19 protein-coding genes are annotated in these 25305 nt (G+C 39.1%); 6 read left to right on the top strand and 13 right to left on the bottom strand.

Annotated elements, in window-relative coordinates:
• Nucleotides 1–60 precede the first annotated feature (60 nt).
• A complete protein-coding gene (fabF, locus tag FAI41_00095) occupies nucleotides 61–1335 on the top strand; it encodes a beta-ketoacyl-[acyl-carrier-protein] synthase II (GenBank protein ID QCE32118.1) in 1275 nt (424 codons plus the stop codon).
• 39 nt (nucleotides 1336–1374) lie between these two features.
• Nucleotides 1375–2547 (top strand): endolytic transglycosylase MltG, encoded by a 1173-nt coding sequence (gene mltG / locus FAI41_00090; GenBank protein ID QCE32117.1) that lies wholly within the window; start codon nucleotides 1375–1377, stop codon nucleotides 2545–2547.
• Here the strand turns inward: mltG and FAI41_00085 are convergent.
• Genes FAI41_00085 through FAI41_00075 form a run of 3 tightly spaced genes read right to left on the bottom strand, consistent with a single transcriptional unit; the run spans nucleotide 2525 to nucleotide 4789 of the window.
• Nucleotides 2525–3202: a hypothetical protein gene (locus FAI41_00085; GenBank protein QCE32116.1), complete on the bottom strand. Its 678-nt coding sequence runs from the start codon at nucleotides 3200–3202 to the stop codon at nucleotides 2525–2527. The genes mltG and FAI41_00085 overlap by 23 nt on opposite strands.
• Nucleotides 3203–3209: 7 nt before the next feature.
• Complete coding sequence (locus FAI41_00080; GenBank protein QCE32115.1) at nucleotides 3210–3977, bottom strand: hypothetical protein; 768 nt, start codon at nucleotides 3975–3977, stop codon at nucleotides 3210–3212.
• Nucleotides 3978–3985: 8 nt separating this feature from the next.
• A complete protein-coding gene (locus tag FAI41_00075) occupies nucleotides 3986–4789 on the bottom strand; it encodes a sterol desaturase family protein (GenBank protein ID QCE32114.1) in 804 nt (267 codons plus the stop codon).
• Nucleotides 4790–4979: 190 nt separating this feature from the next.
• Between FAI41_00075 and FAI41_00070 the strand changes: the two genes are divergently transcribed.
• Both FAI41_00070 and FAI41_00065 read left to right on the top strand, forming a co-directional pair.
• On the top strand, nucleotides 4980–5942 hold the full coding sequence (locus tag FAI41_00070; protein QCE32113.1) for a hypothetical protein: 963 nt from the start codon (nucleotides 4980–4982) through the stop codon (nucleotides 5940–5942).
• 7 nt (nucleotides 5943–5949) lie between these two features.
• Nucleotides 5950–6879 (top strand): hypothetical protein, encoded by a 930-nt coding sequence (locus FAI41_00065; protein QCE32112.1) that lies wholly within the window; start codon nucleotides 5950–5952, stop codon nucleotides 6877–6879.
• A 6-nt stretch (nucleotides 6880–6885) separates the two neighbouring features.
• On the opposite strand, the gene FAI41_00060 is transcribed toward FAI41_00065, so the two are convergent.
• The 3 genes from FAI41_00060 to FAI41_00050 all read right to left on the bottom strand — a co-directional run bounded on the left by FAI41_00060 (nucleotide 6886) and on the right by FAI41_00050 (nucleotide 10145).
• Complete coding sequence (locus FAI41_00060; GenBank protein QCE32111.1) at nucleotides 6886–8088, bottom strand: aminotransferase class I/II-fold pyridoxal phosphate-dependent enzyme; 1203 nt, start codon at nucleotides 8086–8088, stop codon at nucleotides 6886–6888.
• Nucleotides 8085–8339, bottom strand: coding sequence for an acyl carrier protein (locus FAI41_00055; protein ID QCE32110.1), 255 nt, complete (start codon nucleotides 8337–8339; stop codon nucleotides 8085–8087). Before FAI41_00055 ends, FAI41_00060 begins: the two co-directional genes overlap by 4 nt.
• A gap of 69 nt (nucleotides 8340–8408) precedes the next feature.
• On the bottom strand, nucleotides 8409–10145 hold the full coding sequence (locus tag FAI41_00050; protein ID QCE32109.1) for a fatty acyl-AMP ligase: 1737 nt from the start codon (nucleotides 10143–10145) through the stop codon (nucleotides 8409–8411).
• A 281-nt stretch (nucleotides 10146–10426) separates the two neighbouring features.
• Between FAI41_00050 and alr the strand changes: the two genes are divergently transcribed.
• Entirely contained in the window at nucleotides 10427–11572 is a 1146-nt protein-coding gene (gene alr / locus FAI41_00045; GenBank protein ID QCE32108.1) for an alanine racemase, read from the top strand.
• Nucleotides 11573–11661: 89 nt separating this feature from the next.
• The gene (locus tag FAI41_00040) at nucleotides 11662–13065 is read left to right on the top strand and encodes a peptide MFS transporter (GenBank protein ID QCE32107.1); all 1404 of its coding nucleotides are present in this window, start codon (nucleotides 11662–11664) and stop codon (nucleotides 13063–13065) included.
• A 69-nt stretch (nucleotides 13066–13134) separates the two neighbouring features.
• Here the strand turns inward: FAI41_00040 and FAI41_00035 are convergent, their stop codons facing one another.
• The 7 genes from FAI41_00035 to dnaA all read right to left on the bottom strand — a co-directional run bounded on the left by FAI41_00035 (nucleotide 13135) and on the right by dnaA (nucleotide 25242).
• The gene (locus FAI41_00035; protein ID QCE32106.1) at nucleotides 13135–15657 is read right to left on the bottom strand and encodes a cyclic nucleotide-binding domain-containing protein; all 2523 of its coding nucleotides are present in this window, start codon (nucleotides 15655–15657) and stop codon (nucleotides 13135–13137) included.
• Between the two features lie 106 nt (nucleotides 15658–15763).
• On the bottom strand, nucleotides 15764–17587 hold the full coding sequence (gene glmS, locus FAI41_00030; protein QCE32105.1) for a glutamine--fructose-6-phosphate transaminase (isomerizing): 1824 nt from the start codon (nucleotides 17585–17587) through the stop codon (nucleotides 15764–15766).
• A gap of 4 nt (nucleotides 17588–17591) precedes the next feature.
• On the bottom strand, nucleotides 17592–18938 hold the full coding sequence (gene glmU, locus FAI41_00025; protein QCE32104.1) for a bifunctional UDP-N-acetylglucosamine diphosphorylase/glucosamine-1-phosphate N-acetyltransferase GlmU: 1347 nt from the start codon (nucleotides 18936–18938) through the stop codon (nucleotides 17592–17594).
• Between the two features lie 29 nt (nucleotides 18939–18967).
• On the bottom strand, nucleotides 18968–21397 hold the full coding sequence (gene gyrB / locus FAI41_00020; GenBank protein QCE32103.1) for a DNA topoisomerase (ATP-hydrolyzing) subunit B: 2430 nt from the start codon (nucleotides 21395–21397) through the stop codon (nucleotides 18968–18970).
• A 102-nt stretch (nucleotides 21398–21499) separates the two neighbouring features.
• Nucleotides 21500–22552, bottom strand: a complete 1053-nt coding sequence (locus FAI41_00015) for a DNA replication and repair protein RecF (protein ID QCE32102.1) — start codon at nucleotides 22550–22552, stop codon at nucleotides 21500–21502.
• A 57-nt stretch (nucleotides 22553–22609) separates the two neighbouring features.
• Nucleotides 22610–23719 (bottom strand): DNA polymerase III subunit beta, encoded by a 1110-nt coding sequence (gene dnaN, locus FAI41_00010; protein QCE32101.1) that lies wholly within the window; start codon nucleotides 23717–23719, stop codon nucleotides 22610–22612.
• Between the two features lie 71 nt (nucleotides 23720–23790).
• A complete protein-coding gene (gene dnaA, locus FAI41_00005) occupies nucleotides 23791–25242 on the bottom strand; it encodes a chromosomal replication initiator protein DnaA (protein QCE32100.1) in 1452 nt (483 codons plus the stop codon).
• Between the last annotated feature and the right edge of the window lie 63 nt (nucleotides 25243–25305).

The following is a 25305-nucleotide window of genomic DNA, read 5'->3' as shown; positions in this document are numbered from 1 at the left end:
TAATTCTAGCGGCGCTATCAATAAAAAAGGCGCCGCATTTTTTACTTAAAATGGATGGACATGAGCTCTTCAAATCCACATAGAAAACGCGTTGTGATCACCGGTATTGGCATGGTGAGTCCTCTTGCGGTAGGCGCCCAGAAAACTTGGGATTATCTTGTTTCAGGAAAATCCGGGATTGGTCCTATTACTCACTTTGACCGAACGCTTTACCCAGCACAGGTGGCAGGAGAAGTTCCGGAAGGTGCAACATCCGAAGGTAAGCTGAACCTAGATGATTGGATTCCTCCAAAAGATCAAAAAAAGATGGATCGTTTTATTCATCTAGGTCTTGTTGCCGCAGTGCAGGCTGTGGAAGATTCAGGATGGAAGCCTACGGATGAAGAGGATCTCTGTTCTACCGGTGTTTTGATTGGTTCTGGTATCGGAGGACTTCAAAACATTTACAATGCTTCTCTCCTGATTAATTCCGGCAAAAAGCGTGTCTCTCCTTTCTTTATCCCATCAGCTTTAATTAACCTGATTGCAGGCCATCTTTCTATTAGATATGGATTTAAGGGCCCTAATCATGCTGTTGTCACCGCATGTGCGACAGGTTTGCATGCTATTGGAGACGCTTCTCGTCTTATTCAGCACGGTGATGCAGATGTTATGGTTGCAGGTGGTGCTGAGGCGGCTGTTTGCTCCATTGGTGTCGCTGGATTTAATGCATCGAGAGCGCTTTCGACGCATTTTAATGATACACCAACAAAAGCTTCTCGTCCGTGGGACAAAGACCGTGATGGTTTTGTCATGGGTGAGGGCGCAGGTATGGTTGTTCTTGAAGAATATGAACATGCCAAACGCCGTGGTGCAAAAATTTACGGTGAGCTTGTCGGATATGGTTTATCCGGAGATGCCTATCATATTACAGCGCCTTCTGAAGGGCACGACGGGGCATTTAGAGCCATGAAAGCGACTTTAAAAGATGCGCGTATGAACGCTGATGAAGTTGATTACGTCAATGCTCACGGAACTTCAACAATGGCTGATGACTTAGAACTTAGTGCTGTTGAAAGAATTTTTGGTGATCACGGACGCAATCTTGCAATGTCTTCAACAAAATCAGCGATTGGCCACCTTTTAGGTGCTGCTGGGGCTGTGGAAACCATTTTCTGTTTACAAGCAATGAACAATAATGTTGCACCGCCAACATTGAATCTTGATAATCCAAGTTCTGAAACACTCATTGATCGTGTTGCACATACTGCACAAGATAGAAAAATTAATGTTGCCTTGTCGAATAGCTTTGGGTTTGGGGGGACAAATGCCTCTCTTCTCCTAAAGAAAGTTTAAACATTGGGCTTATTTGAATAGGAAATAGGGGAAAAAGGCATGGAATTATTCGTTGCCTTTTTTCGTTATCTTGGCGGAATTTTTAAGAAAATTTTTTATTTTCTTTTTGATAAGATCTTTAGAGGAGTTATTTTCATATATAAATATCTTCAAAAGACATGTTTTTATCAAAAGATAAAAAATTATCATCGCCTTTCTCTTATTTTCTTTATTGCGGCAACTTCTTGGAGTTTTTTAACCACTAAGACGGTCAAGAATTTAATTCATTTTTACTCGGAACCTTTACCTTGTATTGGTGGAAATCAAAATATTCCTATTTCTAGTCGTCCACGATTAGGGTCTATTTTACAGAAGGGAAAAATTCTTCCACAGTCACCTGAATGGAGGGCTTTTTTTAATCTTTTTTCAAAAATTACTTATTGGCAGGGCCCGATAAGAAGTGGTGAATATTATTTTCCTCCTTCTAGCTCTTTCAAAGATATTCTACATATTTTGAGATTTTCTCCGCCTGTTGTTCATTTTTTATCTATTCCAGAAGGATTAACAGCCCTTCAAGTAAGAGATACCTTAAACCATGCTCCCGGGTTAGAAGGAAAAGAAGTTAATTTTGAAGAAGGGTATATTTTTCCAGATACGTATGCCTATAGTTTGAATTCAGATAGAAATGATATTTTATCCCGAATGCATACAATCAAGGAAAGAGCCCTAAGTAATGCATGGCAAGGACGTGATACAAAATCACTCAATGGGTTAATTGATAATCCATTTAGCCTTTTAATCCTTGCATCTCTGATTGAAAAGGAAACTTCTCTTGATTCAGAAAGATCCAAAATTGCAAGGGTCTTTTTGAATCGCCTAAGAAAAAACATGCCTCTTCAAACAGATCCCACAATCTTTTATGCTCTTACCCTAAAGGGAGAAGAGGTTCCTAACCGGCGCCTTACTTTCGAACATTTAAAAATAGAAAGTCCTTACAATACTTACCGCAATAAAGGATTACCGCCAGGACCTATTTGTTCTCCTGGTTTAGCCTCTTTGCAAGCGGCAGCACATCCAGATAGCGGTGAGGCATTATATTTTGTTGCAAATGGAAAAGGTGGGCATGTCTTTTCAATGACATTTGCGCAACATAGAAAACGTATTCAGCAATGGCATCGATCACAGCAAAAGCCTAGATATAAAACGAAAATTATGCCGAAAAAGAATACATAAGTTTTCTACGTAAATTATCCGCCTTTAGATTATTTACTTTCATTGAAATTAAAATATCTATGGGCTCTACAGATGCATGATAATATTGTTTATTTGCCAAATCGTCAGAAGAAAATTTAATATTTAAAGACATATTTTGAAATGATTGGCGAGAAAATTTCGCAGCATAAAGGTCTGGTACTCTTGGGGTAAAAATATTTTCTTTGAGAGATATAATAGAAAGTGTTTTATTTTTCTTTAGGGTAATATCCTTATCCACAAATGCCTCCAATGCTTTCTGCGTCATGATAAAGAAAACAAACTCATTTTCTTCTTCTTTCGAAAATTCCCAACCGTCTTCCTGCGATAAATTATAAAAAGCCGGTGCAGACCATCCCCCTTGAGAATCTCGACTGAGCAAAACACATTTTCCTTTTGAAAATTTATTAAACAGAGTAGAGGATTCGGATGTTTTGGGACAAAAAATAATTCCCCTAAGAGGAGATAATTCTTTGATAAAGGAAGGGAATTGATTATTTAAATTGAAAAGGAGAACATCAATTTCTTGTGTTGAATCATCAACAACTTTTTGCTCTGCATTTCTGGCTGAGGCATGTGCAGAAGAAAAGAAAAATACACATATGAAAAAAGCTAAAATTTTCTTTAACGAAAACATAAAAATTTTAATTTTCTTTAAGTTTAATTAAAGCCTCCACAAGTTCCCAGTCTGCAATTTTATCCACGTCAATTGCTGCATGCCCATCCTCTAAAATAACAAATTCTAAAGAGGCATTCGTTAATGCTTTAATTCGTCCTAAAAGGGCACTGCTACTGAGTCTTCTAAATAAAGCTCTCAACAAAAAAGTAAAACCTAAAATACGTACCATGCGCAATGGTGACTTTCGAAGATGGTAAATTTCTTTCCATAAGGTAACAATTTTCTTTGAGGATGGGTTCTTTAAAAGGAAAAGATTACATCCTGAAAACTGTATGTCTGATAGTGAAATATAGGTCCTAACACTTTTAAAAGGAATATTTTCTACACTTTCCTTTAAAACAATCGCACAGGTAAGGTCTGCTGAGAAATTTTTAGATTTGAAGAGAAACTCATGCAACCATTTAGCTTCTAAAAGAGCATGATCTGCGGTAACGACTAGGCAAGGATACCCCGTAATTTCTAAGGAAGTAAAAATGGTCTCGGGAAGATTGGGTCGAGAAGGAATAAAAGTAACATCTTTTAAGTTAGACTTTTTTATCCATTCCTCATCTTCAGACGCAACAAAAATCTTAGAGTCGATTTCGGCATTCTTTATTGCACGATAAACACGCTCAACCATAGGGATATTCCCAACAGGAAGTAAAGCCTTATGTGGCACCCCTCCTGCTTTTGCAAGAATATCTTCCTCTCCCAAACGAGACCCAGAAAGAATTAAAACAGGGATTCTTTCCATTTTTTTCTTCAAGCGGTTGCAGGACGAGGATGTGCAGGATCAGGGCGATCGCGCGGAGGAGATCCGGTCAAATCCATTACCCAAGGATATTTCTTAGCTTCCTCTAATGTATATCCCAAATTAAAGACTTTTGGACTTCGGGGACGATCTGTCGCAGATTCATAATAAGTAGAGAAAAAACGATCCCAGAGATAATTCGTAATGCCATAATTACCATCCTCATCATGAAAATGATGGAGAACATGTAATTTTTTAATATAATTAACCCATTTTGTTTTTGGCTTATAGCCAAGATGCTGAATACAATGAAAAAATTCATAAAAACAGGTTAAATATAAGCCTGTTGCAATAGCAGCAAAAGCCCCAGAAAGGCCGCCAATCAAAGCACCAACCGGCGTACAGATCAAAAAAATTGACGGTAGGGTGTGGATAGGGGAACCAAATAAAACTTCCATCAAGTGGGGATCTTGATGATGATCCCAATGAATTCTTTTCCACATTTTTGCTGTAAAATGGTGCTGATAAAACCATTTTCCATGCATAATCCAACGATGAATGACATACCATATAGTAGGAAAAAGAAAAGAAACTAACGCAATGGGCGCAAGAACAGAAATTAAATTCGTATAAAAATGAATCATCAGAATTGCAGATGCTGCAATTAATGAGAAATAAAGCAAAATCGTAGGATAAGTGAGGTAACCTGCCCAAAGTTGCTTTACATTCATTTTACCCAAGTCAAAACTTCTTCCTTTACGCTTAAAAGTTCTTTCTTGAATCTTTAACTTAAAATTTTGAAAGTGTGATGTCATAAGATATGAGAGCTCCTCTTGCTTCTTAGCTTTGGAAGAAAAGACATTACAAAACATTCAGAATAAAATAATGCTATTGCCTGTTAATGCCCTAATACCCTACAACTAGAAAGGAATTTTGCCTACAGAAATTTTCTAAATTTAGGAATATTTTCTGTTATAAAATGAATGACTGTGGGATATCTTATTGATGAAGAAAATCGCTTTTATTTATACGCCTGATGCTTTGAAAAATAAAAAAGATATGGGTTGTTTGGTGTTGCTTGCTGAAATTCTTTTTTCAAAAGAATTCTGTATCGCTTCAAAACAAGGCATAGATTTAAATCAGGTTATTCAAACTTTTAAGCAAAAAAAGATAAACCATATCATTATTAGCTCCGGGGATGGAACGATCTCCAGAGTAATGACGGCGATAGACAATATATATACCCAAAACAACTTTCCAAAACTAACGATTTTACCTTCTGGAAATACAAATCTTATTGCTTATGATATCCATGCTATGCGCCGAGATGTAAAATATCTACTTGATATTGCACATCAAAAAATAAAATTATCCTCGGTTTTTCGACGTACCCTCAAAATTTCATTTCCAGATGATGAGCGTTCAGCGCAACTAGGTATGTTCGGGGGGGCTGGATTTTTTGAAACAGCCGTTAATTGTAGTCGAAATGAAATTGAAAATTTAGCCCCACATCGCAGCGCTATCTTAGGAACAATTTTAAAAAAAACGATAGAAATTATTACTTCAAAAAAAGAACGTAATAAACATTATCAAGGTGTTGAAATGCCATGGAAAAATATAGAATTTCAGCATTTTTCGAAAGATATTTTCTTTACAGTTTTTACCCCACTTAAATCACTTCCTTATGGAATGTGGCCTTTTTGGTGTGAAGGTGAAAGCAGGCTGGAGGGATTCAATTATTTACGTGTTTCTTCCTTTCCCAATCGTTTTCCAAAAGCTATTTTGCCTCTCATGCGGGGTAAAATCCCATTCTGGATCAAGAAAAATAAAGATTATCAGAGCAGTAAAACTTCTTATATTTCCGCAGAATTAAAGGCAAACTTTATTCTAGATGGTGAATTTATTGCGCCTTCAAGAAACGGAAAAATAAAAATAGAGTTAGGCCCTGAAATAGAATTTTTAGTCTAAGGAAAATATGTCTCTATTATTTCGCTTAATTGCAGAAGAAACGCAGAAAATTTCTCATCCTGATATTCTTAACTTTGCAGAATATATTAAAAAACAGTGTAAAAACCCGCCATTAGGACTCATTTTTTACGGATCTCAAACAAAAAATTTAGATAAAGACGGATTAATTGATTTTTATCTGGTCCTTGATAGACTGGAAGATTTTTCACAAAAAATCTTTGCAAGTTTAGGCAATAAGATACTCCCACCTAATATCTATTTCCTAAAATATAAGGATAAACGTGCAAAAGTCGCCATTATCTCCTTATCTCAGCTAAAACAAAGAACCAATCTAAAAAGTCTAGATACAACTATTTGGGCACGCTTTTCTCAGCCTGTTTATCTTGCGTGGGCAAGGGATGAACAAGCGCGCTTTCTTTTAAATCAAGAAATCTACAGATCAGTTTGTACAGCGAGTCTTTGGAGTGCGCTTTTGGGGCCCAGTAGAGGCAGTACAAAAACATATTTAAAGACGATTTATTTTAATACTTTCAAAACTGAAATCAGAGTTGAAAAACCTGAGCGTATTACGATGCTTATAGAGCGAAATCTTGAACGCTACACAAAATATTTCCCGCTTTCTTGGAAAGAGATGGGGATATCTTTTTCAAAAGAAGAGAATTTCAGTCTAAATATAGAAGAAAATTTACGCCAATCTTTTCAACAAAGATGGAGAATTATAAGAGTTTGGGGAAAGATTCAAAATATTTTACGCTTATTAAAAGCTGGAATAACATTTAATGGCGGTGCTGATTATCTACGTTGGAAAGTAAGAAGGCACACCGGAATTATCGTCAAAGTCTCTCTCTATGAAAGAAAATATCCACGCATTGAGCTTCCAATGACAGCATTGAAAATAATATTTTCTTTCATATTAAAAGGAAAAGGAAGCGTTTGATATAAGTTATATATCAAACGCTTCCATCTCTTCTTTAACCTCTTTAATACTTTTTAGAGCTTGAGAAATCTCTTCCGACGTATGGGATGACGTTACGGACATCCTTAGCAAACCATTATTATCTGGTGTTGCTGGGGGAAGGGACAGATTGACATAAACTCCTTTTTTGAGAAGTTTTTCCCAAAAAAGCATTGCTCTTGGAGTTTCTCCAACAGGGACACCAATAATTGCAGCAATATCTTTATTAGGAGAAAATCCCATTTCTCTTAAACCAATATTTAACTGCTTTGCATTTCTTTGAATATTCTCTCGCCATTCAGGATGGCTCTGAATTTCTTTCAAATTTGCAAGTGTTGCACCAATAATCTCTGGAGAAGGTGAAACTGTGAACATATAGGGACGAGAAGTGACACGTACCAATTCAAGCTCTTCACGATCGCTAATACAGAAACCGCCCATTGTCCCAATTGCTTTAGAGAAAGTCCCTACAACGAAATCAACATCATCTAAAACACCTTGGAGTTCTGCAATTCCAAGACCATTATCGCCATAAACACCAAAAGAATGTGCTTCATCAACCAGAAGTGCCGCACCATATTCCTTTTTGATTCTTACGAACTCTTTTAGAGGTGCCATATTTCCTGTCATCGAATAAATACCTTCGACAACAATAAGAACACTTCCTTGATGATCTTTAAGAAGTTTTAAACGGCGCTCCAAATCCTCCGGCTTATTATGACGAAAACGTAAAACTTGTGCTCCAGATAGACGTGCACCATCATAAATACTGGCATGACTATCTGCATCTAAAAGAATAATATCATTCTTATCCGCAATTCCTGAGATAACACCCAAGTTCGCAAGATATCCACCAGAAAAAACAATTGCATGTTTTTTACCAAAAGCTTCTGCAAAGGTAGTTTCTAGCTCTTGGTGAATTGATAATGTTCCATTTGCAATACGAGAACCTGTCGTACCAACACCGTGCTTTTTGATAACTTCAATTGCTGCTTTTTTAGCTGCATCTGAATGGCTTAAACCAAGATAATTATTGGTGCCAAATAGGAGTGTTTCTTTCCCTTTAATAAAAGCACGTGTAGGGGAGATAGCTTCTTCAATAACGACATTAAAAGGATTTTGCCGATTATTGCTCAAAAGCAAACGCGCTTCTGCTACCAGCGGGGCGTATTTGGCAAAAATATCCTTCATTCTTCATCTGCCTGTAGTTTAACAAGGCACTCGGCTAAATCATTAATTGTTCTCACATCAGCCAAGTAGTCAAGAGGAACAGAAACATTCAGTTCATCCTCAACTTCCATAACAAAATTCATCACAGCCAAGCTATCAAAGGCTAAATCCTCAACAATACGACTGTCACCAGTAATGTCACGTGGAACTTTAGGGTTTTTGAGGAGCTTTGAGATAATGAGTTCTGAAATTTGACTCACATTTTCAGCCATAATATTTAATGCCTCTATTCTTGCCACCTCTCTTTACGAAGAAAGGTGATTTGTAAAAATTAACTAAAATTACTCTGCCTCAGACAAATCAGAAACAGCTTTTGTTACCAAAAGTGCTTTTGCCTTAGCGCGACTTAACTTCCCTGATGATGTTTGAGGTAGTGTTCTTGGTGGAACAAGGACAACTTTAACATCCACACCATGCAGGCGACGGAAGAGTGCAACAATCTCGCCACGTAGCTTTTCTTGAGCCTCTCGATCTTGCAATCTGCAGTGAACCATCGCCGTAACAATGTCTTCACCTGAATCAGTCGCAATTGAGAAAACTGCAACATCCCGAGAACGAACGCCAGAAATTTCGTGTTCAACACTCCATTCTAAATCTTGAGGCCAAACATTTCGACCATTCGTAATGATAAGATCTTTTGCCCTTCCTGTGATAACAATTTGTCCACGCAGGAAATAGCCCAAATCGCCAGTATCTAGCCATCCATTGGAATCAAAAACAGCTTTTGTTTCTTCTGGCCGCTTAAAATAACCACGCATAACACTTGGGCCACGAGCAAAGATACGACCGACAGAACGCTCTGGCACAATTTGACCTTTTGCATCACGAACTTGAAGTTCATGTGCAGGAAGAGGGTAGCCACACAAAACAAATTCACGGCTGCGAGAACATTCCTCAGGATTTACAGGCTTTGCAATATTATTGTTTTCAAGTTCATCGAGATCAATAACATCTGTCTGCATGCCAAGTTCTAGCGGAGCAAAGGTAAGGGCTAGTGTTGTTTCTGCCATACCATAGCTAGGAACAAAAGCCTTCTTCGTATAGCCACATTCCGCAAAAGTTTCAGCAAAAAGCTTTAAAACTTCAGGACGAACCATATCGCCACCAATACCAGCAATTCTCCAACTGGAAAGATCTAATTCCTCGCGAACACCGCGGCGTGCACAGAGATCAAAACCAAAAGATGGGCTATAGGAAATTGTAGATCTATTTTGAGAAATCAATTTCAGCCAAATATAAGGCCGACGTGCAAACTCTCTTGTTGGTAGAAAATCAACTGAAATCTGGGAGACCATCGGCGTTAAGAAAAAGCCAACAAGACCCATATCATGGTAAAGCGGCAACCAAGAAATTCCACGATCTCCCGGACGTCCTTCCAAACCGTAATTTCCAATAGCGTATGTATTTGCTAATGCAGAACGTTGCGTAATGGATGCTCCCATTGGGAAACGTGTGCTCCCAGAAGAGAACTGAATATAAGATAAGTCTTCGGGGGAAGCTACTGGAAGCTCAACATTTTCAGAAGAAGGCTTTTCAAAAAGTGCTTTTGGCGATCCCCCAAATTTAAGATCCAACCCTTCTAAAATCTCGCTTTCCCAACTGCCGATAATATCAGGAATAACAATAGCGGATGCACCACAGCTTGAAACCATTCCACGGATTGTTGTGATATATCCTTCACGTCCTCCAAAAGCTACAGGTAATGGAAGGGGAACAGGGACAATGCCAGCATATTGGCAAGCATAGAAGATACGGGCAAAATCACCATCATTCTCAGCAACAAGCGCCAAACGATCTTCACGTTTCAAGCCTAGTGCAATGAGTATCTTGGCAATTTTTAAGGCTTCTTCGCGCAGTCGTTTATATGATAACGATTCAATTAACTCCCCACGTCCAGAATAGAAATTATACCCCGTTTTTCCCTTAGCGGCATAATCGAGAGCTTCTGGAAGGGTGGAAAACTCTCCATAACAAGGAGGAAGACCTGAATCAGTAGGTGTTAATGTAATAGAATTCATATGGGGGCTGTTTTCTTCAGGCAAGCGTTGACGAGGCTCCAAGAAGCCCCCTTAAAAAATAATTAAAGGGGGTAGGTGAAAAATATTCGCAAAAGCGTGACAAATTGTTGAAATGCGTCTGCAAGATAGAAAAGTTAGAATAACAAGTAATGTATTACTACACTATCTTCCAGTGCACGTGCAAAATAATTTCAAAATTATTCCTTGTGTCTACTCTCTAACCCCGAAAAAAAAACCCTGCAAGTCATTATTGAAAAAACATGCCTAAAGAATAAAGAATATTGTATAAATATAAGAGATTTTTGGATGAGGCAGGTATGGAAAATATTTATACAAAGTCAAAAGAAGCAGGAAATGCTGTCACAATTATTTCTCTTAAGAGAATCAAAGAAAATTTTAAATATCTTAAACAAATAACGTTTCCTGCTGTTTGTATGCCAGTTTTAAAAGCAAATGCTTATGGCCTAGGCATGGAAGAAATTGCCGAGAATCTCTTAGATGAAATGCAGGGGTGTTTTGTTGCAACGCCATCTGAAGGGTATCTACTAAATGATTTGCGCATAAAAAACAGAAAAGAAATAGATATTTTTATTCTACATGGTTTTTTACCAAATGAATCCGAAAAAATTGCAAAAGCGGGCCTTATCCCTGTACTTAATACTTTAAATCAGGCTTTCGAATGGCATCGAAATCATCGGAATAAGCCTTGTGCTATCCAAATTGATTCTGGAATGAGTCGTTTTGGTTTATCTGTATCGGAAGCCAAAAAGTCCTTTTTGAAGGATTTAAATATTAAGCTTGTCCTAACGCATTTAGCCTGCGCCAGTGAAGAAGATCATCCTAGCAATAGGGAACAGCTTGAAAGTTTCTTACACATAACAAATCAATCCTTTTCTGGCATTCCAAGATCAATCTCTGCATCAGAAGGCATTTTTCTGGGGAAGGAATTTCATTTGGATGTCGTTCGTCCTGGGGTTGGGCTTTACAGTCCATTAAGAGAAAACAAAATATCTCCGCTTATGAATGCAGTTTCAATAAAAGCCCCCATATTCCAAATCTCTGAATATAATGCGGGTCAATCTTTTGGATATGGCCATACCTGGAAAGCAAAACGCAAAACCGTAAGTGCAACAATCGGTATAGGATATGCAGATAGCTGTCTAACGTCTCGAAAAAGGAACGAAGATATTTTTCTATGGAAAGATGGCATTGCTTTTCCGATTATTGGGAGAATATCTATGGACTCTCTCATGATAGATATTACAGATCATGCCGATAAGGTTAAGGTTGGCGATTTTGTTGAGCTCTTAGGAGAGTTTCAGCCGCTTATAGCCTTAGCGCAAAAATGTGAAATAACATCCCACGAGGTTTTAACTTCTATTGGAAAACGTCTTAACAAGGAATATATCTCCTTCGAGTTGGCATAATATATATTATAACATCTATATACTTATCTTGATATTCTGTTAGCCTTTCCCCCTTCCTTATAATCATTCTTATTTTGTTAGAACTGTGCATGACCGAACTTATACCAGAATCACCACCATCTTCTGATACAGATTTGCATCTTTTGCATCTTAAGTCTCTTTTCGGCCAACCAATTGGTCTTTGGATTGCGGCTTTAACAGAATTTTGGGTTGCGGCAGCAACTTACGGTATGCAAGCTATTTTACTTTTTTATATGCAAAGGATTGTTCTACATCCAGAAACAATTCCTCATATTTTTGGCGCAACAGCACTCATTAAACTAAGTAATTTTCTCTACCATCCGCCAAGTTTTACAGGTATGGCCGCCGCAATTATGGGAATGTATCTGGCAGCTCTTTTTGCAATGCCTTTGCTTGGTGCTTTCTTCTCCGATTATTTTCTCGGTCGCAATCGTGCCATCATTCTTGGTTTTCTTCTGGCCACAGCAGGACTTATTACCTTAGCGTCGCCTTCCTTATTTGTTGTTTCTATTCTTCTTTTTCTGATTGGAACCGGTTTCGTTGGCTGTTTAAAAGCGCAAGTTGGTTCACTCTATTCCGAAACGGATCGTCGCCGTTCCGATGCTTACCAAATCTATTCTCTCAGTATTCAAATTGCAGTAATGTTTTCACCCCTTCTAACCTCTTGGGTCTCGGAAACAAGCTGGAAATACGCCTTTCTTTTATGCGCTGTTGGCATGAGCTTTGCAGGGCTTACTTACATTTTAGGCTTAAAATATCTTCCTGCGGCACCTGCCATCACACATAAAAAGAAAGGTGCTTTATCTTCCCCTAAATTTACGCGCTTAGAAAAGAAAAATATTGCTCTCATCTGTGTCATAATGTTGCTTTTCGCCATTAGCGCTATTCCGAATATGGAGCTTAATGACGGCTATTTAATCTGGGCCGAGCAAGCGTACAACCTCCAAATTCTAAACTATAACTTCCCTGTAAGTGATCTTTATTCCTTAGATGGGATGATTTCTACGATTACGGCGGTTCTTGTTCTATGGTTTTGGCAGAGCTACGATAAACATCAAAAACCAATGGGAGATATGGGGAAAATTCTTATAGGAACTTTTATTGGCTCTATAGGACCGCTTGTCCTTGCCTATGTCAGTTTTATCTATCCTCAGCCACATCAAATAAGCCTTTGGTGGGGAATCTTATTTCATACAATCAATGACTTTGGTTTTGCAATGAGTACAATGATTGGCCTTTCTCTGGTATCAAGATTAACACCAAAAAGCATTGCGACAATTATGATTTCCTTCTTTTGGCTTCATATTTGTTTGTGCAATATCATCGTTGGAAAACTTGCAAGTTTGATTGAAACAATGAGCGCCGTAACTTTCTGGCTTCTCCACAGCGGCCTTTCTTTTATTGGATTTATTGGATTACTTTGTATTGCAATCTTCTGTAAGAACTTGCTACCGAAAGAGAAAACTGCATAAATTTATAAATATGATGAAATAAAAAAGGCACTCAAAAATGAGTGCCTTTTTTATTGTTTTAAGAGAGTGTCATTCATTCTCGTGCGTCCCCTCTTCTTTCTCCTCTTCTTCTTTCCATGTCTGAGAAGTTCGTTCCATACGAATTCTAACTTGAGGATTTTCCAGAAGAAATTTTTTAAATTTTCCAGAAGGAATAACAAGAAGATGAGAATATTTGATAATTCTAACAGCCGCAGAACATTTACGCTTACTGAGAAAGGCATCAGAACCAATAATATCTCCAGGCCCTAATTGACGATCTTGTCCATTCTGATGATATTCAGCTATGCCCGATAAAATAGGATAGACACTTCTTATTCTTTGATCCCTCGTTAATAAAACTGTTCCTGGTGAAACAAACTGAACATAAGCTTCATTTCCTAAAGTGGCTAATGCCTTGGCGGACACTCCTGCAAAAATTGGAAATTGTGCCAAACGCTCAGCAATACCATCACGTAGGTCAAAGCCGCCAACGGATTGCTGCTCTAAACGTTGATGATTTGCATTAATAGAACGATTTAACTCACGATGAAGTTCCGGAGAAATCAAATTTTCATTCGCTAATGCGGTATATTCTTCGCTTTCAAAATACAAGGCAATTTGCCGTAAAATTCGCCCTTCTACAGCCTCTGCATATCCCGGATAATGCCGCCGTAAAGTTCCCAAAGCATCATCAATAGATTTTGCTTGGCCGAGAAGAATCTCCATAACAATATCTGTAATATGTATACCGAGCGCCGTTTTCATGCGCTCCTCAACAAATTTCAACAAAGAAGTTGAAACCAGATGTGCGATCAAAAGCATTTCAAAAAGATCGCGCATACAATTCATTAAGGGGCGATCAATTCGGAAATATCGATGTAAAAACTGCGCAAATCGAATACGAAAGGTTGGCTTGAGTCTTTTTCGTCTTGCAATAATATAGCCTAAATGTCCTTCCAACTTGGCACCGTCAATCATTGCTTCGGCAGATCGAAGAAGCTCTTGAATAACCGGCCCTCTCGTAAGGCCTGGAATTTTAAAGAAATCTAATAAAATTGTTTTTTCTTGATTCGCAACAGTCATCAAGGCAACCGTAACTTGATCTCGGCTATCTAGTGCTGTTTTGAAATCATTATTTTCACTGATTTTTTTCTGACGTCTTTCTAACTGTGTCACAATATTTCGGCGCACATTTTCATAGAAACCATGTTCTAGAGCTGTTTGGTCAACACGTTTAACAACGATCCCCAATCCAATTGAAATAGCCTGTTTTCGCATTGCAGCATCAATTGGAGAGAGTTGATTTAATCCAAGCTTCACAACAAAAAATCGCAAAGTTGTACCATTAAGTAAAAGTGTTACAAGCACAAAACCGGTTGCAACAATCCCAACAAAACGCGCAACATGCTCCGATAGATCTCTGTTTTCAGCAACAGCAAGGGCCAAGGCTAATGTAATTGCTCCACGCAATCCTCCCCAAGCCATTGTAAGTTGAAAACGAAATGGAACAGGTGGTGCCAGACGAGAAACGGCTAAAAGTGGAAAAAGACCAAAAATCACAGCTCCACGAGCAACTAAGCCCGCAATACTTGCTAAAGCAATGAGAATCCAATCCCAACGTGTCATGCCCATCATCAGGCGTGGCACAAACATTGAAGCGAGTAGAAAGATAAGAGAGCCAGCCCAGAATGCAAGCTGTTCCCACAATCCTTCTAAAAATTTCCAAACCTGCGGTCGAAAAGTTGAAGGACCATAAGCAGAAATAATCAAACCTGAAGCAACACTGCCGACAACCCCTGAAAAGCCCAGCATATTTTCACAAACAATATATGAAATATAAGGAAGAGCGAGAGTCAAACTTGCTTCAGCGGCAGGAAAAGTTCCTAATTTTCCAATAAATCCTAAAATCGCCAATCCAAGAGCCGCACCAACAATGGTAGCGCCTAAAAATTCTTTTAGAAAATCAAAAATAGCTTCATTGAAATGAATTTCTTGATGCGCAACAAGCGCTCCAATAAGAATAGAAAAAATTGCAATCGCTGCTGCATCATTAAAAAGCGCCTCCCCCTCGACCAAACGTCCCAATCGAGAGGCTGCACCAACTTCCCTAAAAATACCAGCAACGGCAGAAGGATCTGTTGTCGCAACGATACTTCCAAGAAGAAAGCAAACGACTAAACTTTCCCCAGCAAAGGGATAAATCGCCAAACCGATTGTTAAGGTAGAAGCGGCAACAGCAACAACAGCTAAAAGTAAAACAGTAGCTGTTTCATGCGCTAAACTTCTCACATCAATCGCCATTGCCCCTTGAAAAACAAGGACAGGCAAAAAGATGAGTAGAAAGCCTTCGCTATTAATTGGAAAATTAATGAGAACTTCTGAGGGGGCCTCAAAGAGTTCAAAACTAAGAGAGTTTGTTACCGCTAAAGAAAGCGTCCCTAGCGTAATACCGGCAATTGCTAAAAGAACCGTCTCTGAGATCTCCAGTTTTTTGGCAACTGGCTGTATAAAAGAGATCAATATCAGCAACAAGGCAATCGTTAAAAGAATTGGAGCCAGTTCTATGCCCATCACCACTCCTTTATTGCTAATATGTCACTCTGATAAGAGATGATAACAAGTAAATAAAATAAAATCTATCTTTTTTACCAAAGGCAATTGTCTAAAAAAATATTTTCTATTCAACTGTCACAGATTTAGCAAGATTTCGTGGCTGATCTACATCCGTTCCTTTAAGTAAAGCTGTTTTATAACTCAGCATATGTAGAGGAACAGTATATAAAAAAGGAACCACAAAAGGATCTGAAGAAGGTATAATGCCTACGACATCACTGATTTCAGAAACTTTTTTAGCACCTACTTCATCTGTAAAAACAAGCAATCTTCCACCTCGAGCTTTAACTTCCTGCAGATTTGAAAGGGTTTTTTCAAATAAAATCCCAGAAGGTGCAAGTGCAACAATAGGCATTTTAGGATCAATAAGACTAATAGGCCCATGCTTGAGTTCACCAGCAGGATAGGCTTCGGCATGGATATAAGTGATTTCTTTGAGTTTGAGTGCACCTTCTTCTGCAATTGGCATGCAAATATTACGGCCTAAGAACAACACATCTTGCGCACGAGAAATGATCTCAGCCATTTTATCAACACTCGAAGCCAATTGTGATAAAATCTGTGTTACTTGCGCAGGAACTTGTGACAAAGCCTCTTGTAAACGATAGGAATCTGATTTTGTAATTGTTTTTCGTTCTCTACCAAGTGCAATCGCTAAATTAGCTAATACGGTCAGCTGTGCTGTAAAGGCTTTTGTTGATGCAACAGAGATTTCTGGTCCTCCTTGCGTCAAAAAAACTGTATCGCTTTCTCTTTCCATCGTTGAATAACGAGAATTTAAAACACCGAGGATAGGATAATTCAATGCCTTTAAATGCCTCAAAGCGGCAAGTGTATCTGCCGTTTCACCGGACTGTGAAATTAAAATAGCCATGGCATCATCATGCGCTTCACAAATTTTTCGATATCTCAATTCGGAGGCAACATCAATTTCAACAGAAAGATGTACTAAATTTTCCAACCAGTATTTTCCAACAAGTCCCGCATAATAAGCAGAACCACACGCAGAAATAACCAGACGTTTTAATTTTTCAGACCTTAGAGGTATTTCTGAAAGAAGATCATTTTTATGTAAAAATTCATCTGTGCGCGCTATGGAAGTAGCATGCTCATAGATTTCTTTTTCCATGTAGTGCTTATAGCCAGCTTTTCCTGTCTGGTGACTGCTCTGCTCATTTTTAACAATTGGTCTTTGAACCTCTTTGTTATTCTTATCAAAGATTTTGATATTTGCTGTTTCTAGCAAAACAATATCGCCATCCTCAAGGTAAGAAAGTTTTTCAGCAATACCGACAAGAGCAAGACTATCTGATCCCAAAGAAACGACACCCGAATCTGCATAACCAACAGCTAAAGGTGCCCCATGCCGTGCACCAATCATCATATTTGGGAAATTATCGAAAATAATAGATAAAGCGTAGGCACCTTCAAGTTGTTTCAGAGCTTTTTGAACAGCTTGAAAAGGCTGGAAATCTTTTTGAATAAAAGAATCAATGAGATGCGCAACAACCTCTGTATCTGTTTCCGTATTAAAGATTCTCCCATCCGCTTCCAGCATTTCTTTAAGTTGCTGATAATTCTCAATAATACCATTATGCACAACAGCAACAGCGCCAACACAGTGAGGATGTGCATTTTGAGAAACAGGCGCACCATGTGTTGCCCATCTTGTATGGCCAATACCCGTCATACCGGAAATATTTGTTTCCAGCAGTTTTTCTTCAAGATATTTTAGTTTTCCGGCAGCCTTACAGTTTTGAATCCTGCCTTGTGAATTGATTACAGCAATACCGGCAGAGTCATATCCCCGATATTCTAAGCGCCTGAGCCCCTCGACAAGTTCTGGAACAACGTTATTTTTTGCAATAATGGCACATATTCCGCACATGTTCTCACTCCCCTTTGATTTTCTCATCGCTACGAGATGTCGGAATAAATTTTTGCCACCACCTCTCTGCAGCTTTTTTATGATTTACCTGCCTAGAACGTCCAAAGGCTAATGTTAGATCAGGAACATCTTCTGTAATTGTTGAACCTGCGGCGACAATCACTTTATTGCCAATTTTGACAGGTGCAACTAAAGCAGAATTTGACCCAATAAAAGCCTGATCACCAATCAAGGTTTGAAACTTATTTTTCCCATCAAAATTACAAGTGATCGTTCCTGCCCCTATATTGGTTTCTTTTCCAATTTCAGCATCGCCTAAATAGGAAAGATGGCCAGCCTTAACGCCCTGCTTTAAAACCGTATTCTTTAACTCAACAAAATTTCCAACATGTGACTTCTCTCCACATTTTACACCGCCTCTCAGACGGGAAAAGGGGCCAATAGAAGCCTCGCAAGCGATATCTGCGTCTTCAAGATAACTAAATGCCCGGATACGTACACCATCGCCTAAACGTACAGAAGGGCCAATATAAACATTTGGTTCTATAACAACATCTCTCCCGAATTCAGTGTCAGGGCTAAGCCAAACGCTTTCAGGATCTTGCAAAGTCACCCCATGTTTTAAGGCAGAAACTCTCAGTTTTTTTTGAAGATTTTTCTCTGCTTGTGCTAAATCTTGACGGTCATTAATCCCCATTAATTCCTCTTCATTGCCGCACACATGCACGACTTTACCACTCTCTGCAGCCAAAGCGATAAGATCCGTCAAATAGAATTCTTGGGATTTTTCATGAAAAGGTAAAATACTTAGCCAAGTCCGAAGATCTTTGCCTAAAGCACAAATGACCCCAGCATTGCATAATTTTATTTGGCGCTCTTCCTCTGAGGCATCCGTATATTCCACAATTTTGACAACATTGTTACAACTATTCAGAAGAACTCTTCCGTAGGCTTTTGGCTCTTCCAAATCCATCGTTAAAAGCGATAGAGAGGCACCGGTTAATCGGCGCCTTTCAATAAGCTTAGTCATTGTCTCTGAAGTTAAGAGAGGATTATCCGCATATAAAAAGGCGACTTCATCTTCATCTGTCCAGCAGGAAGAGGAGATTTTTGCGGCATCTCCTGTTCCTTTTGGAAGCGATTGAATAGCAATATCAGCCTCTGGGCAAAGAGCACTAACATCTTCCATTCCTGGTGCGACAACAAGAACTAAGCGATCAAACACTTGAGATGCCTGTTGCAATAAAAGCGAAATCATTGGCTGTCCACCCAAAGGCTGTAATGCTTTTGGAAGTCTAGACTTCATTCGGGAGCCGCGTCCAGCAGCAAGAATTACACCAATTTTAGCCATATAGAAGACAGACCCTGAAAGAGAAAAAGTTAAATGTCTAAATTTGCAACTTTGAGCGCATTATCCATGATAAATTCACGGCGAGGATCAACAATATCCCCCATAAGTGTAGAGAATACCTGAGAAGCCTCCTCAATATCTCCAATTTTAACACGCAAAAGCGTTCTTGTTTCCGGATTAAGGGTCGTATCCCAAAGCTGCTCATCATTCATTTCACCGAGCCCTTTGAAGCGATTAATTGTAACGCCCTTTTTTCCATATCCTAAAAGCGTGATCAGTAAAGAAGCAGGGCCAAAAACGACATCTTCTGACTTTTCCTGTTTTAAGGTCAAAGGATTTTGGAAAAGATGAGAAATTTTTTCCTGCGCAGCAGAAATACGTCTCGCTTCAGAAGACGAGAAGACATTCTGTTCTAAAACCCATTTCTCGCTAGTACCTCTATGGGAATAAATACAAGAAAAACCGAATTCTGTTACAACAGCATCCCAGCCCTCTCCCAACAAAGAAAGTCTCTTTTTCAAAGTTTCCAGAGCATTATCACGAGCTTCTTTATCAAGAACAAGCATTCCTGAAACAGCAGCTGCTTCTAAAAGATTTAAGGGGATATTCGTTGTAAGATTTAAGGATTTAAAATCCTCTGACAAGCGTAACATTTGCTCCGCTAAAACAAGCAAATCATTACCTTCCCATGTTTTTCCGTCTGGAGAAACCAGTGCCACACCCCGAACAGCACGATCTAAAAGATATTTATTCAAAGCAGATTCGTCTTTTAAATAATTTTCTTCCTGACCACGTTTAGCTCTATAAAGAGGAGGTTGCGCAACATACAGGAACCCTTCCTCAATCAATTCTGGCATTTGCCTAAAGAAAAAGGTCAATAACAAAGTTCGAATATGTGAACCGTCAACATCAGCATCTGTCATAATAACGACTTTATGATAACGTAACTTCTCCATATTTAGACCATTTGTATCAATCTGAGACTGACCAATCCCAGCCCCTAATGCCGTAATAAGTGTCCCGATTTCGGCAGAGCCCAACATCCGATCAAAACGCGCACGCTCAACATTAAGAATTTTACCCCTCAAAGGCAAAATCGCCTGCGTTCGTCTATCTCTTCCCTGCTTTGCTGTTCCACCTGCGGAATCCCCTTCCACAAGAAAAATCTCTGCTTGTGCAGGATCTCTCTCCTGACAATCTGCCAACTTTCCTGGAAGAGAGGAAATATCCAAAACGCCTTTACGTCTTGTTAGCTCACGTGCTTTTTTTGCCGCTTCACGCCCTCTTGCCGCTGCTGTCGCTTTTTCAACAATAATTTTAGCTTCTTTAGGGTGTGTTTCGAGCCAATGAGAGAGATGGTCCGCAACAACGGAATGAACAGGCTGCTGCACTTCTGAAGAAACAAGTTTTTCTTTTGTTTGTGAAGAGAATTTAGGATCAGGAACTTTAACAGACAACACACCTGTTAATCCTTCACGCATATCTTCCGCTGTCAGACCTAAAGAATCTTTTTTCGCAACAGATTCCGCATACTTGCCTAGAGATCTCGTTAGCGCTTGCCTAAAGCCTGCCAAATGTGTTCCGCCATCACGCTGCGGAATATTATTTGTAAAGCAAAGCATTGTCTCATGATATGTTTCATTCCAACTCAGAGCGAACTCTACACGAATTCCACTCTCATCATGATTTAACTCACCGGAAATCGCAGGTGAAATAATTTGCTTACGCGCACTGTTCAGCCAGTCAACAAAAGCACTGAGTCCTCCTTCATAGAAAAAGTCCCATTTATTTTCTTGACCTGAACGCCTGTCTTCCAAAAGAATTTCCAGACCTGAATTCAAAAAGGCAAGCTCTCTTAAACGCTTTTCAAGAATCTTAATGTCAAACTCAACAAAGGAAAAAATTTCAGCACTTGGCCAAAAAGTAATCTCTGTGCCCGTTTCCTCTTCTGAAGCTCCAATCTCTTTTAGGACATCTTGACGTACACTATCTCTAAAAGAAATCTCAAAGACCTTTCCATTACGCCAGACACGCACATCCATTCTTTCTGAAAGTGCATTAACAACTGCAGCGCCAACACCGTGAAGGCCGCCAGAGACTTTATATGAATTGTGATTAAATTTTCCGCCGGCATGAAGTTTGGTCAAGACTAGCTCTACCGCACTGATTCCCTCTTCAGGATGAATATCTGTAGGAATGCCACGACCATTATCCCGAACGGTTACCGAACCGTCCTCATTGACCCTTACATGACATCGTGTTGCAAAGCCGGCTTGCGCCTCATCGATTGCATTATCAATGATCTCAAAAGCCATATGGTGCAACCCTGAGCCATCATCTGTATCCCCAATATACATGCCAGGGCGTTTTCTTACGGCATCTAAGCCTTTTAAAACGGAAATAGATGCTGCGTCATAGTCGGTCTCTCCAGAAACTGGAGCATGAGACGTTTCATTCATAAAGCTGGATAGCCTCAAAAGTAGTAATCAAGAAAAAACGAATATTATTCGTATTATGTGACTATTATAAAGAAAGCTTTAATTGTGAGCCAGTAAAAAGCATCAATTCAGAGAGATTTCTCCTGAAATTACTTTAAAAAAATCAGCTTTTCCCTGAAGATAAGAAAAATCCTTATCGTCTGTTCCCGTTAAAAATGCCGGAACATTTAAATATTCTAAATTTTTTAAGAAAATATTCCGATTTTGAAAATCCAAATGAACGAGAGGCTCATCTAGCAAAAGCGTTGGAACCCTTCCAGATTTTTGTTTTAAATTCTCAGCTTGCGCAAGGATCAATGTTAATAAAATCATTTTTTGCTCACCGCTACTTGAAAGATCTGCCCTTTGTTTCTTTGCGCCATAAAAAACAAGAAAATCTGTTTTATGCGCTCCCCAAGAAGTTTTCTTTGATAACCTATCTTCTTTTCGTGAAGACTGAAGTTTTAAACGTAGAAAATCTTCAACCTCCAAGGCAGAGGAAGTCTCTAGTTTTTTATCTATTGGGCAGTCAAGGCGTAATAGAAGATGCGGCATATCGGGAAAAATATTCAAATAATGACGGATACGCACAACAAATCCCTTACGGATGGCGGCAATGGCAATACTATGTCGAGCAATTGAATCTTCAACACCATCTAACCAAACGTCTTCGTTGGGATGATCCGATAAAATTTTATTTCTAGAAGCAACCATTCTTTCTAGAGCAAGTAGCTCTTTGGTATATTCACGATATTCTGCCGAGATGAGAGAATCTAGGAATTTACGCCGTGCTGACCCGCCTGATGAGAACAACCGCTCCATATGTGGCGTTGTCCAAATACAAGAAAAAAACAAACTGGCTTTATAATTTGAGTGAATTGGCTCACCATCAAGGTAAAACATACGGTGAGCATTTTTCCCACTCACACCTGTTGAGAGCATATAGGTATCATCAGAAAGAGAAAGACCGGCAACGACCGCCCATCCTTCATCATTTCTGGTATTTACCCCTGAACCGGAAAGAGATCTCAACCCCCGGCCAGGAGATAAAAAACTTAAAGCCTCTAAAAAGTTTGTTTTTCCCGAACCATTAGATCCAAAAAGCACAACAATTGAGGCCTTAATCTCTACCTCCATACGGAGGTAGTTTCTAAAATTTACAAATCGTACAAAATGAAAGCGCAATAAAAATATTTATACTCGCAATGGCATTAAAACAAACAAAGAATTTTCAATATCAGGATCTCTAATCAAGGCAGGAGAAGCATTATCCGCTAAAGAAAACTCTAAAGAGCCCTCGATTTGCTCAGCCACATCCGTTAGATAACGTGCCTGAAAACCGATTTCCATTTCTTCACCCCTGTAAGAAACACCTTCTCCTTTAAGCTCCTCACGAGAATCTCCACGATCAGGACTTAAGGCGGACAAGATAACGCCATCTTCTGAAAGGACAAACTTAACAGGACGAGATCTCTCTTGACTTAAAGCAGAAACAAGACCAACTGCCGTTGTTAATTTTACCTTATCAACAGAAAGAAAACGTGTATTACCTTTTGGAATAACACGTTCATACGGTGGAAAAGAGCCATCAATAAGTTTAGAGCCAAGAATAGCGTTATCAATAACAAACTCAATCCGACTTTCAGAAACACCAACCTTTACAATTTCATCAGAGTTTCCAAGAATTTTTCTAAGTTCATTAACTGTTTTACGAGGAATAATCACACCAGGCATTCCCGCTGCGCCATTTGGCATGGGAATATCCGTAAGCGCTAAACGGTGACCATCTGTCGCAACAGCCCTTAACTTCCCCTCTATCGGATGGAGGTAAATACCATTTAGATAATAGCGTGTTTCTTCCGTAGACATTGCAAAACGCGTTCTATCCAAAAGAAGTCGCAAATCTTTTCCGGAAATTTCAAAATAATGCGGGAAATTCTCTGAGTGAATTGTTGGAAAATCCTCAGCCGAGAGAGAATTTAATGTCGCCTCATAATTTCCAGCAACAATTTTCAGCGGACCATCTTCTTGTGTTTGAATAAATTCAACAGTATCCGCAGGAAGTTTTCTAATAATTTCAAAGAGTGTCGTAGCCGGAACTGTAACTTTTCCTTCACCACTCCCAGATGCAGAAACAGATTCCTGCATCTCAATTTCCATATCTGTAGCAGCTAAAGAAAGCTTATTCTCTCTATAGTCAAGCAACACATTCGCTAAGATAGGAATAGTGTTCCGTTTTTCTGCAACGCCTTGCACATGCGACAAGGCCTTCTGTAACGGATCACACTGAACGGAAAACTTCATAAGAAAATCCCTGACAAAATAATAACTACCTAAATTAACAAATAACGACGCAATATTAAAGAGAGAAATATTTAAATATCAGATGGCCCTGTCTTTAACATCCGTTGAACCTGCTCTACTTTTTCAGCAAAATCAGGATCTTCTGCCATTTCCTGCTCAACGCGACGGATTGCATGCATAACAGTTGTATGATCCCGCTCAAATTTTTTACCAATTTCAGGAAGAGAGTGCCTTGTCAAAACCTTTGACAAATACATCGCAACCTGTCGTGGACGAGCAATTTTTTTAGAGCGTTGCTTACCATTCATTTGTGCTAGGCGAACATTCCACTCATCTCCGACTAATCTTTTAATTTCGTCAATCCCAATTACCCTTTCATGTAGACGCAGCATATCTTTCAAAATATCTTGCGCTGCCTCCAGCGTAATCGGACGATCCATCAAAGTTGCGTGTGCCATCAATCGGTTAAATGCACCCTCAAGCTCTCTCACATTTGTCGTAATCTTATGCGCTAAAAATTCTAATACTTTTTCTGAAAAAACAACATTCGCATCTTCAGCTTTCGCTTGAAGGATCGACAATCTCAACTCAAAGGTCGTGTCATAGAGTGCCGCGATCATACCTGAAGCAAGACGACTCCGAACACGATCATCAAAGTCCGCTTGATTATGAGGACTTCTATCCGTTGTAAGGACAATTTGCTTACCAGCAGATTTCAACTCATTAAAAATATTAAAGAACTCTTCTTGCGTCCTTGTCTTACCAATAAGAAACTGAACATCATCAATCATCAAAAGATCGACGGAAATCAATTCTTCTTTGAAATCATTTTGTCTTTGAGCACGTAAACTGTTTGTATAGCGATACATAAAAGTATCTGCCGTCATATACTCGACTGTTTTTGTTTTGTCTTTTGAAACTTCGTTTCCAATAGCCTGCATCAAATGCGTTTTACCTAAACCGACACCACCATGCAAAACTAAAGGGTTGAAACCCTGAGAATTTGGGTGTTCAGCAACACGTTTAGCGCAAACATGTGCAACTTCATTAGGCTTATCAACAATAAAATTCTCAAATGAATAGTGAGGATTTAAGGAGTTAACAGGTGAACGCTTCTCCTCAATTTTCACAGAAGAAATCGCTGCCGCCTCTTTAGGCTTTTCATCTAAATGTTCTGGTGAAGTAACTTCCAGAACATTTACCTTCTCGCTCGAAGGCGAGTAAAACTCAACACCACTGACGCTTCCTAACCCTTCTTCCAACCAAAGGGCGTGTAACAAATCACCGAAATGATCCCTTACATAAGCACACATAAAAGGCGTCGGAAGACTTAAAAAAACCTCACCATCCTTTAAAGCAGACAGAGAAATTGGATGAATCCAACTGTAAAATTGCACCTTACCAGCAGCGCCTCCCTTCTCCATCTGTTTCTGCAGACGAAGTTTGACACGCTCCCAAGCATGGAGAACAGCTTCCGGAATAGACACTTTGCCATCAATCAAAGAAAGCTCATCCACTCCCACCTATCTCCCAAAACTGACTTAAAATAGAAAAATTACAGAATCTTAATTCATTGACGAGGTTTT

Source organism: Acetobacteraceae bacterium, from assembly GCA_004843165.1.
Lineage (GTDB): Bacteria > Pseudomonadota > Alphaproteobacteria > Acetobacterales > Acetobacteraceae.
Note: the sequence above shows the minus strand (reverse complement) of the source record. Positions and strands in the feature narration are given on the sequence as shown.

Excerpts from the sequence above, each read along its gene's own strand:
- FAI41_00015 (QCE32102.1), bottom strand. The coding sequence starts at position 22,552 with ATGGAGGTAGAGATTAAGGCCTCAATTGTTGTGCTTTTTGGATCTAAT.
- FAI41_00065 (QCE32112.1), top strand. The coding sequence starts at position 5,950 with ATGTCTCTATTATTTCGCTTAATTGCAGAAGAAACGCAGAAAATTTCT.
- gyrB (QCE32103.1), bottom strand. The coding sequence starts at position 21,397 with ATGAATGAAACGTCTCATGCTCCAGTTTCTGGAGAGACCGACTATGAC.
- glmU (QCE32104.1), bottom strand. The coding sequence starts at position 18,938 with ATGGCTAAAATTGGTGTAATTCTTGCTGCTGGACGCGGCTCCCGAATG.
- FAI41_00035 (QCE32106.1), bottom strand. The coding sequence starts at position 15,657 with ATGGGCATAGAACTGGCTCCAATTCTTTTAACGATTGCCTTGTTGCTG.
- glmS (QCE32105.1), bottom strand. The coding sequence starts at position 17,587 with ATGTGCGGAATATGTGCCATTATTGCAAAAAATAACGTTGTTCCAGAA.
- mltG (QCE32117.1), top strand. The coding sequence starts at position 1,375 with ATGGAATTATTCGTTGCCTTTTTTCGTTATCTTGGCGGAATTTTTAAG.
- FAI41_00040 (QCE32107.1), top strand. The coding sequence starts at position 11,662 with ATGACCGAACTTATACCAGAATCACCACCATCTTCTGATACAGATTTG.
- FAI41_00070 (QCE32113.1), top strand. The coding sequence starts at position 4,980 with ATGAAGAAAATCGCTTTTATTTATACGCCTGATGCTTTGAAAAATAAA.
- dnaN (QCE32101.1), bottom strand. The coding sequence starts at position 23,719 with ATGAAGTTTTCCGTTCAGTGTGATCCGTTACAGAAGGCCTTGTCGCAT.
- FAI41_00080 (QCE32115.1), bottom strand. The coding sequence starts at position 3,977 with ATGGAAAGAATCCCTGTTTTAATTCTTTCTGGGTCTCGTTTGGGAGAG.
- FAI41_00050 (QCE32109.1), bottom strand. The coding sequence starts at position 10,145 with ATGAATTCTATTACATTAACACCTACTGATTCAGGTCTTCCTCCTTGT.
- FAI41_00055 (QCE32110.1), bottom strand. The coding sequence starts at position 8,339 with ATGGCTGAAAATGTGAGTCAAATTTCAGAACTCATTATCTCAAAGCTC.
- FAI41_00060 (QCE32111.1), bottom strand. The coding sequence starts at position 8,088 with ATGAAGGATATTTTTGCCAAATACGCCCCGCTGGTAGCAGAAGCGCGT.
- fabF (QCE32118.1), top strand. The coding sequence starts at position 61 with ATGAGCTCTTCAAATCCACATAGAAAACGCGTTGTGATCACCGGTATT.
- FAI41_00085 (QCE32116.1), bottom strand. The coding sequence starts at position 3,202 with ATGTTTTCGTTAAAGAAAATTTTAGCTTTTTTCATATGTGTATTTTTC.
- FAI41_00075 (QCE32114.1), bottom strand. The coding sequence starts at position 4,789 with ATGACATCACACTTTCAAAATTTTAAGTTAAAGATTCAAGAAAGAACT.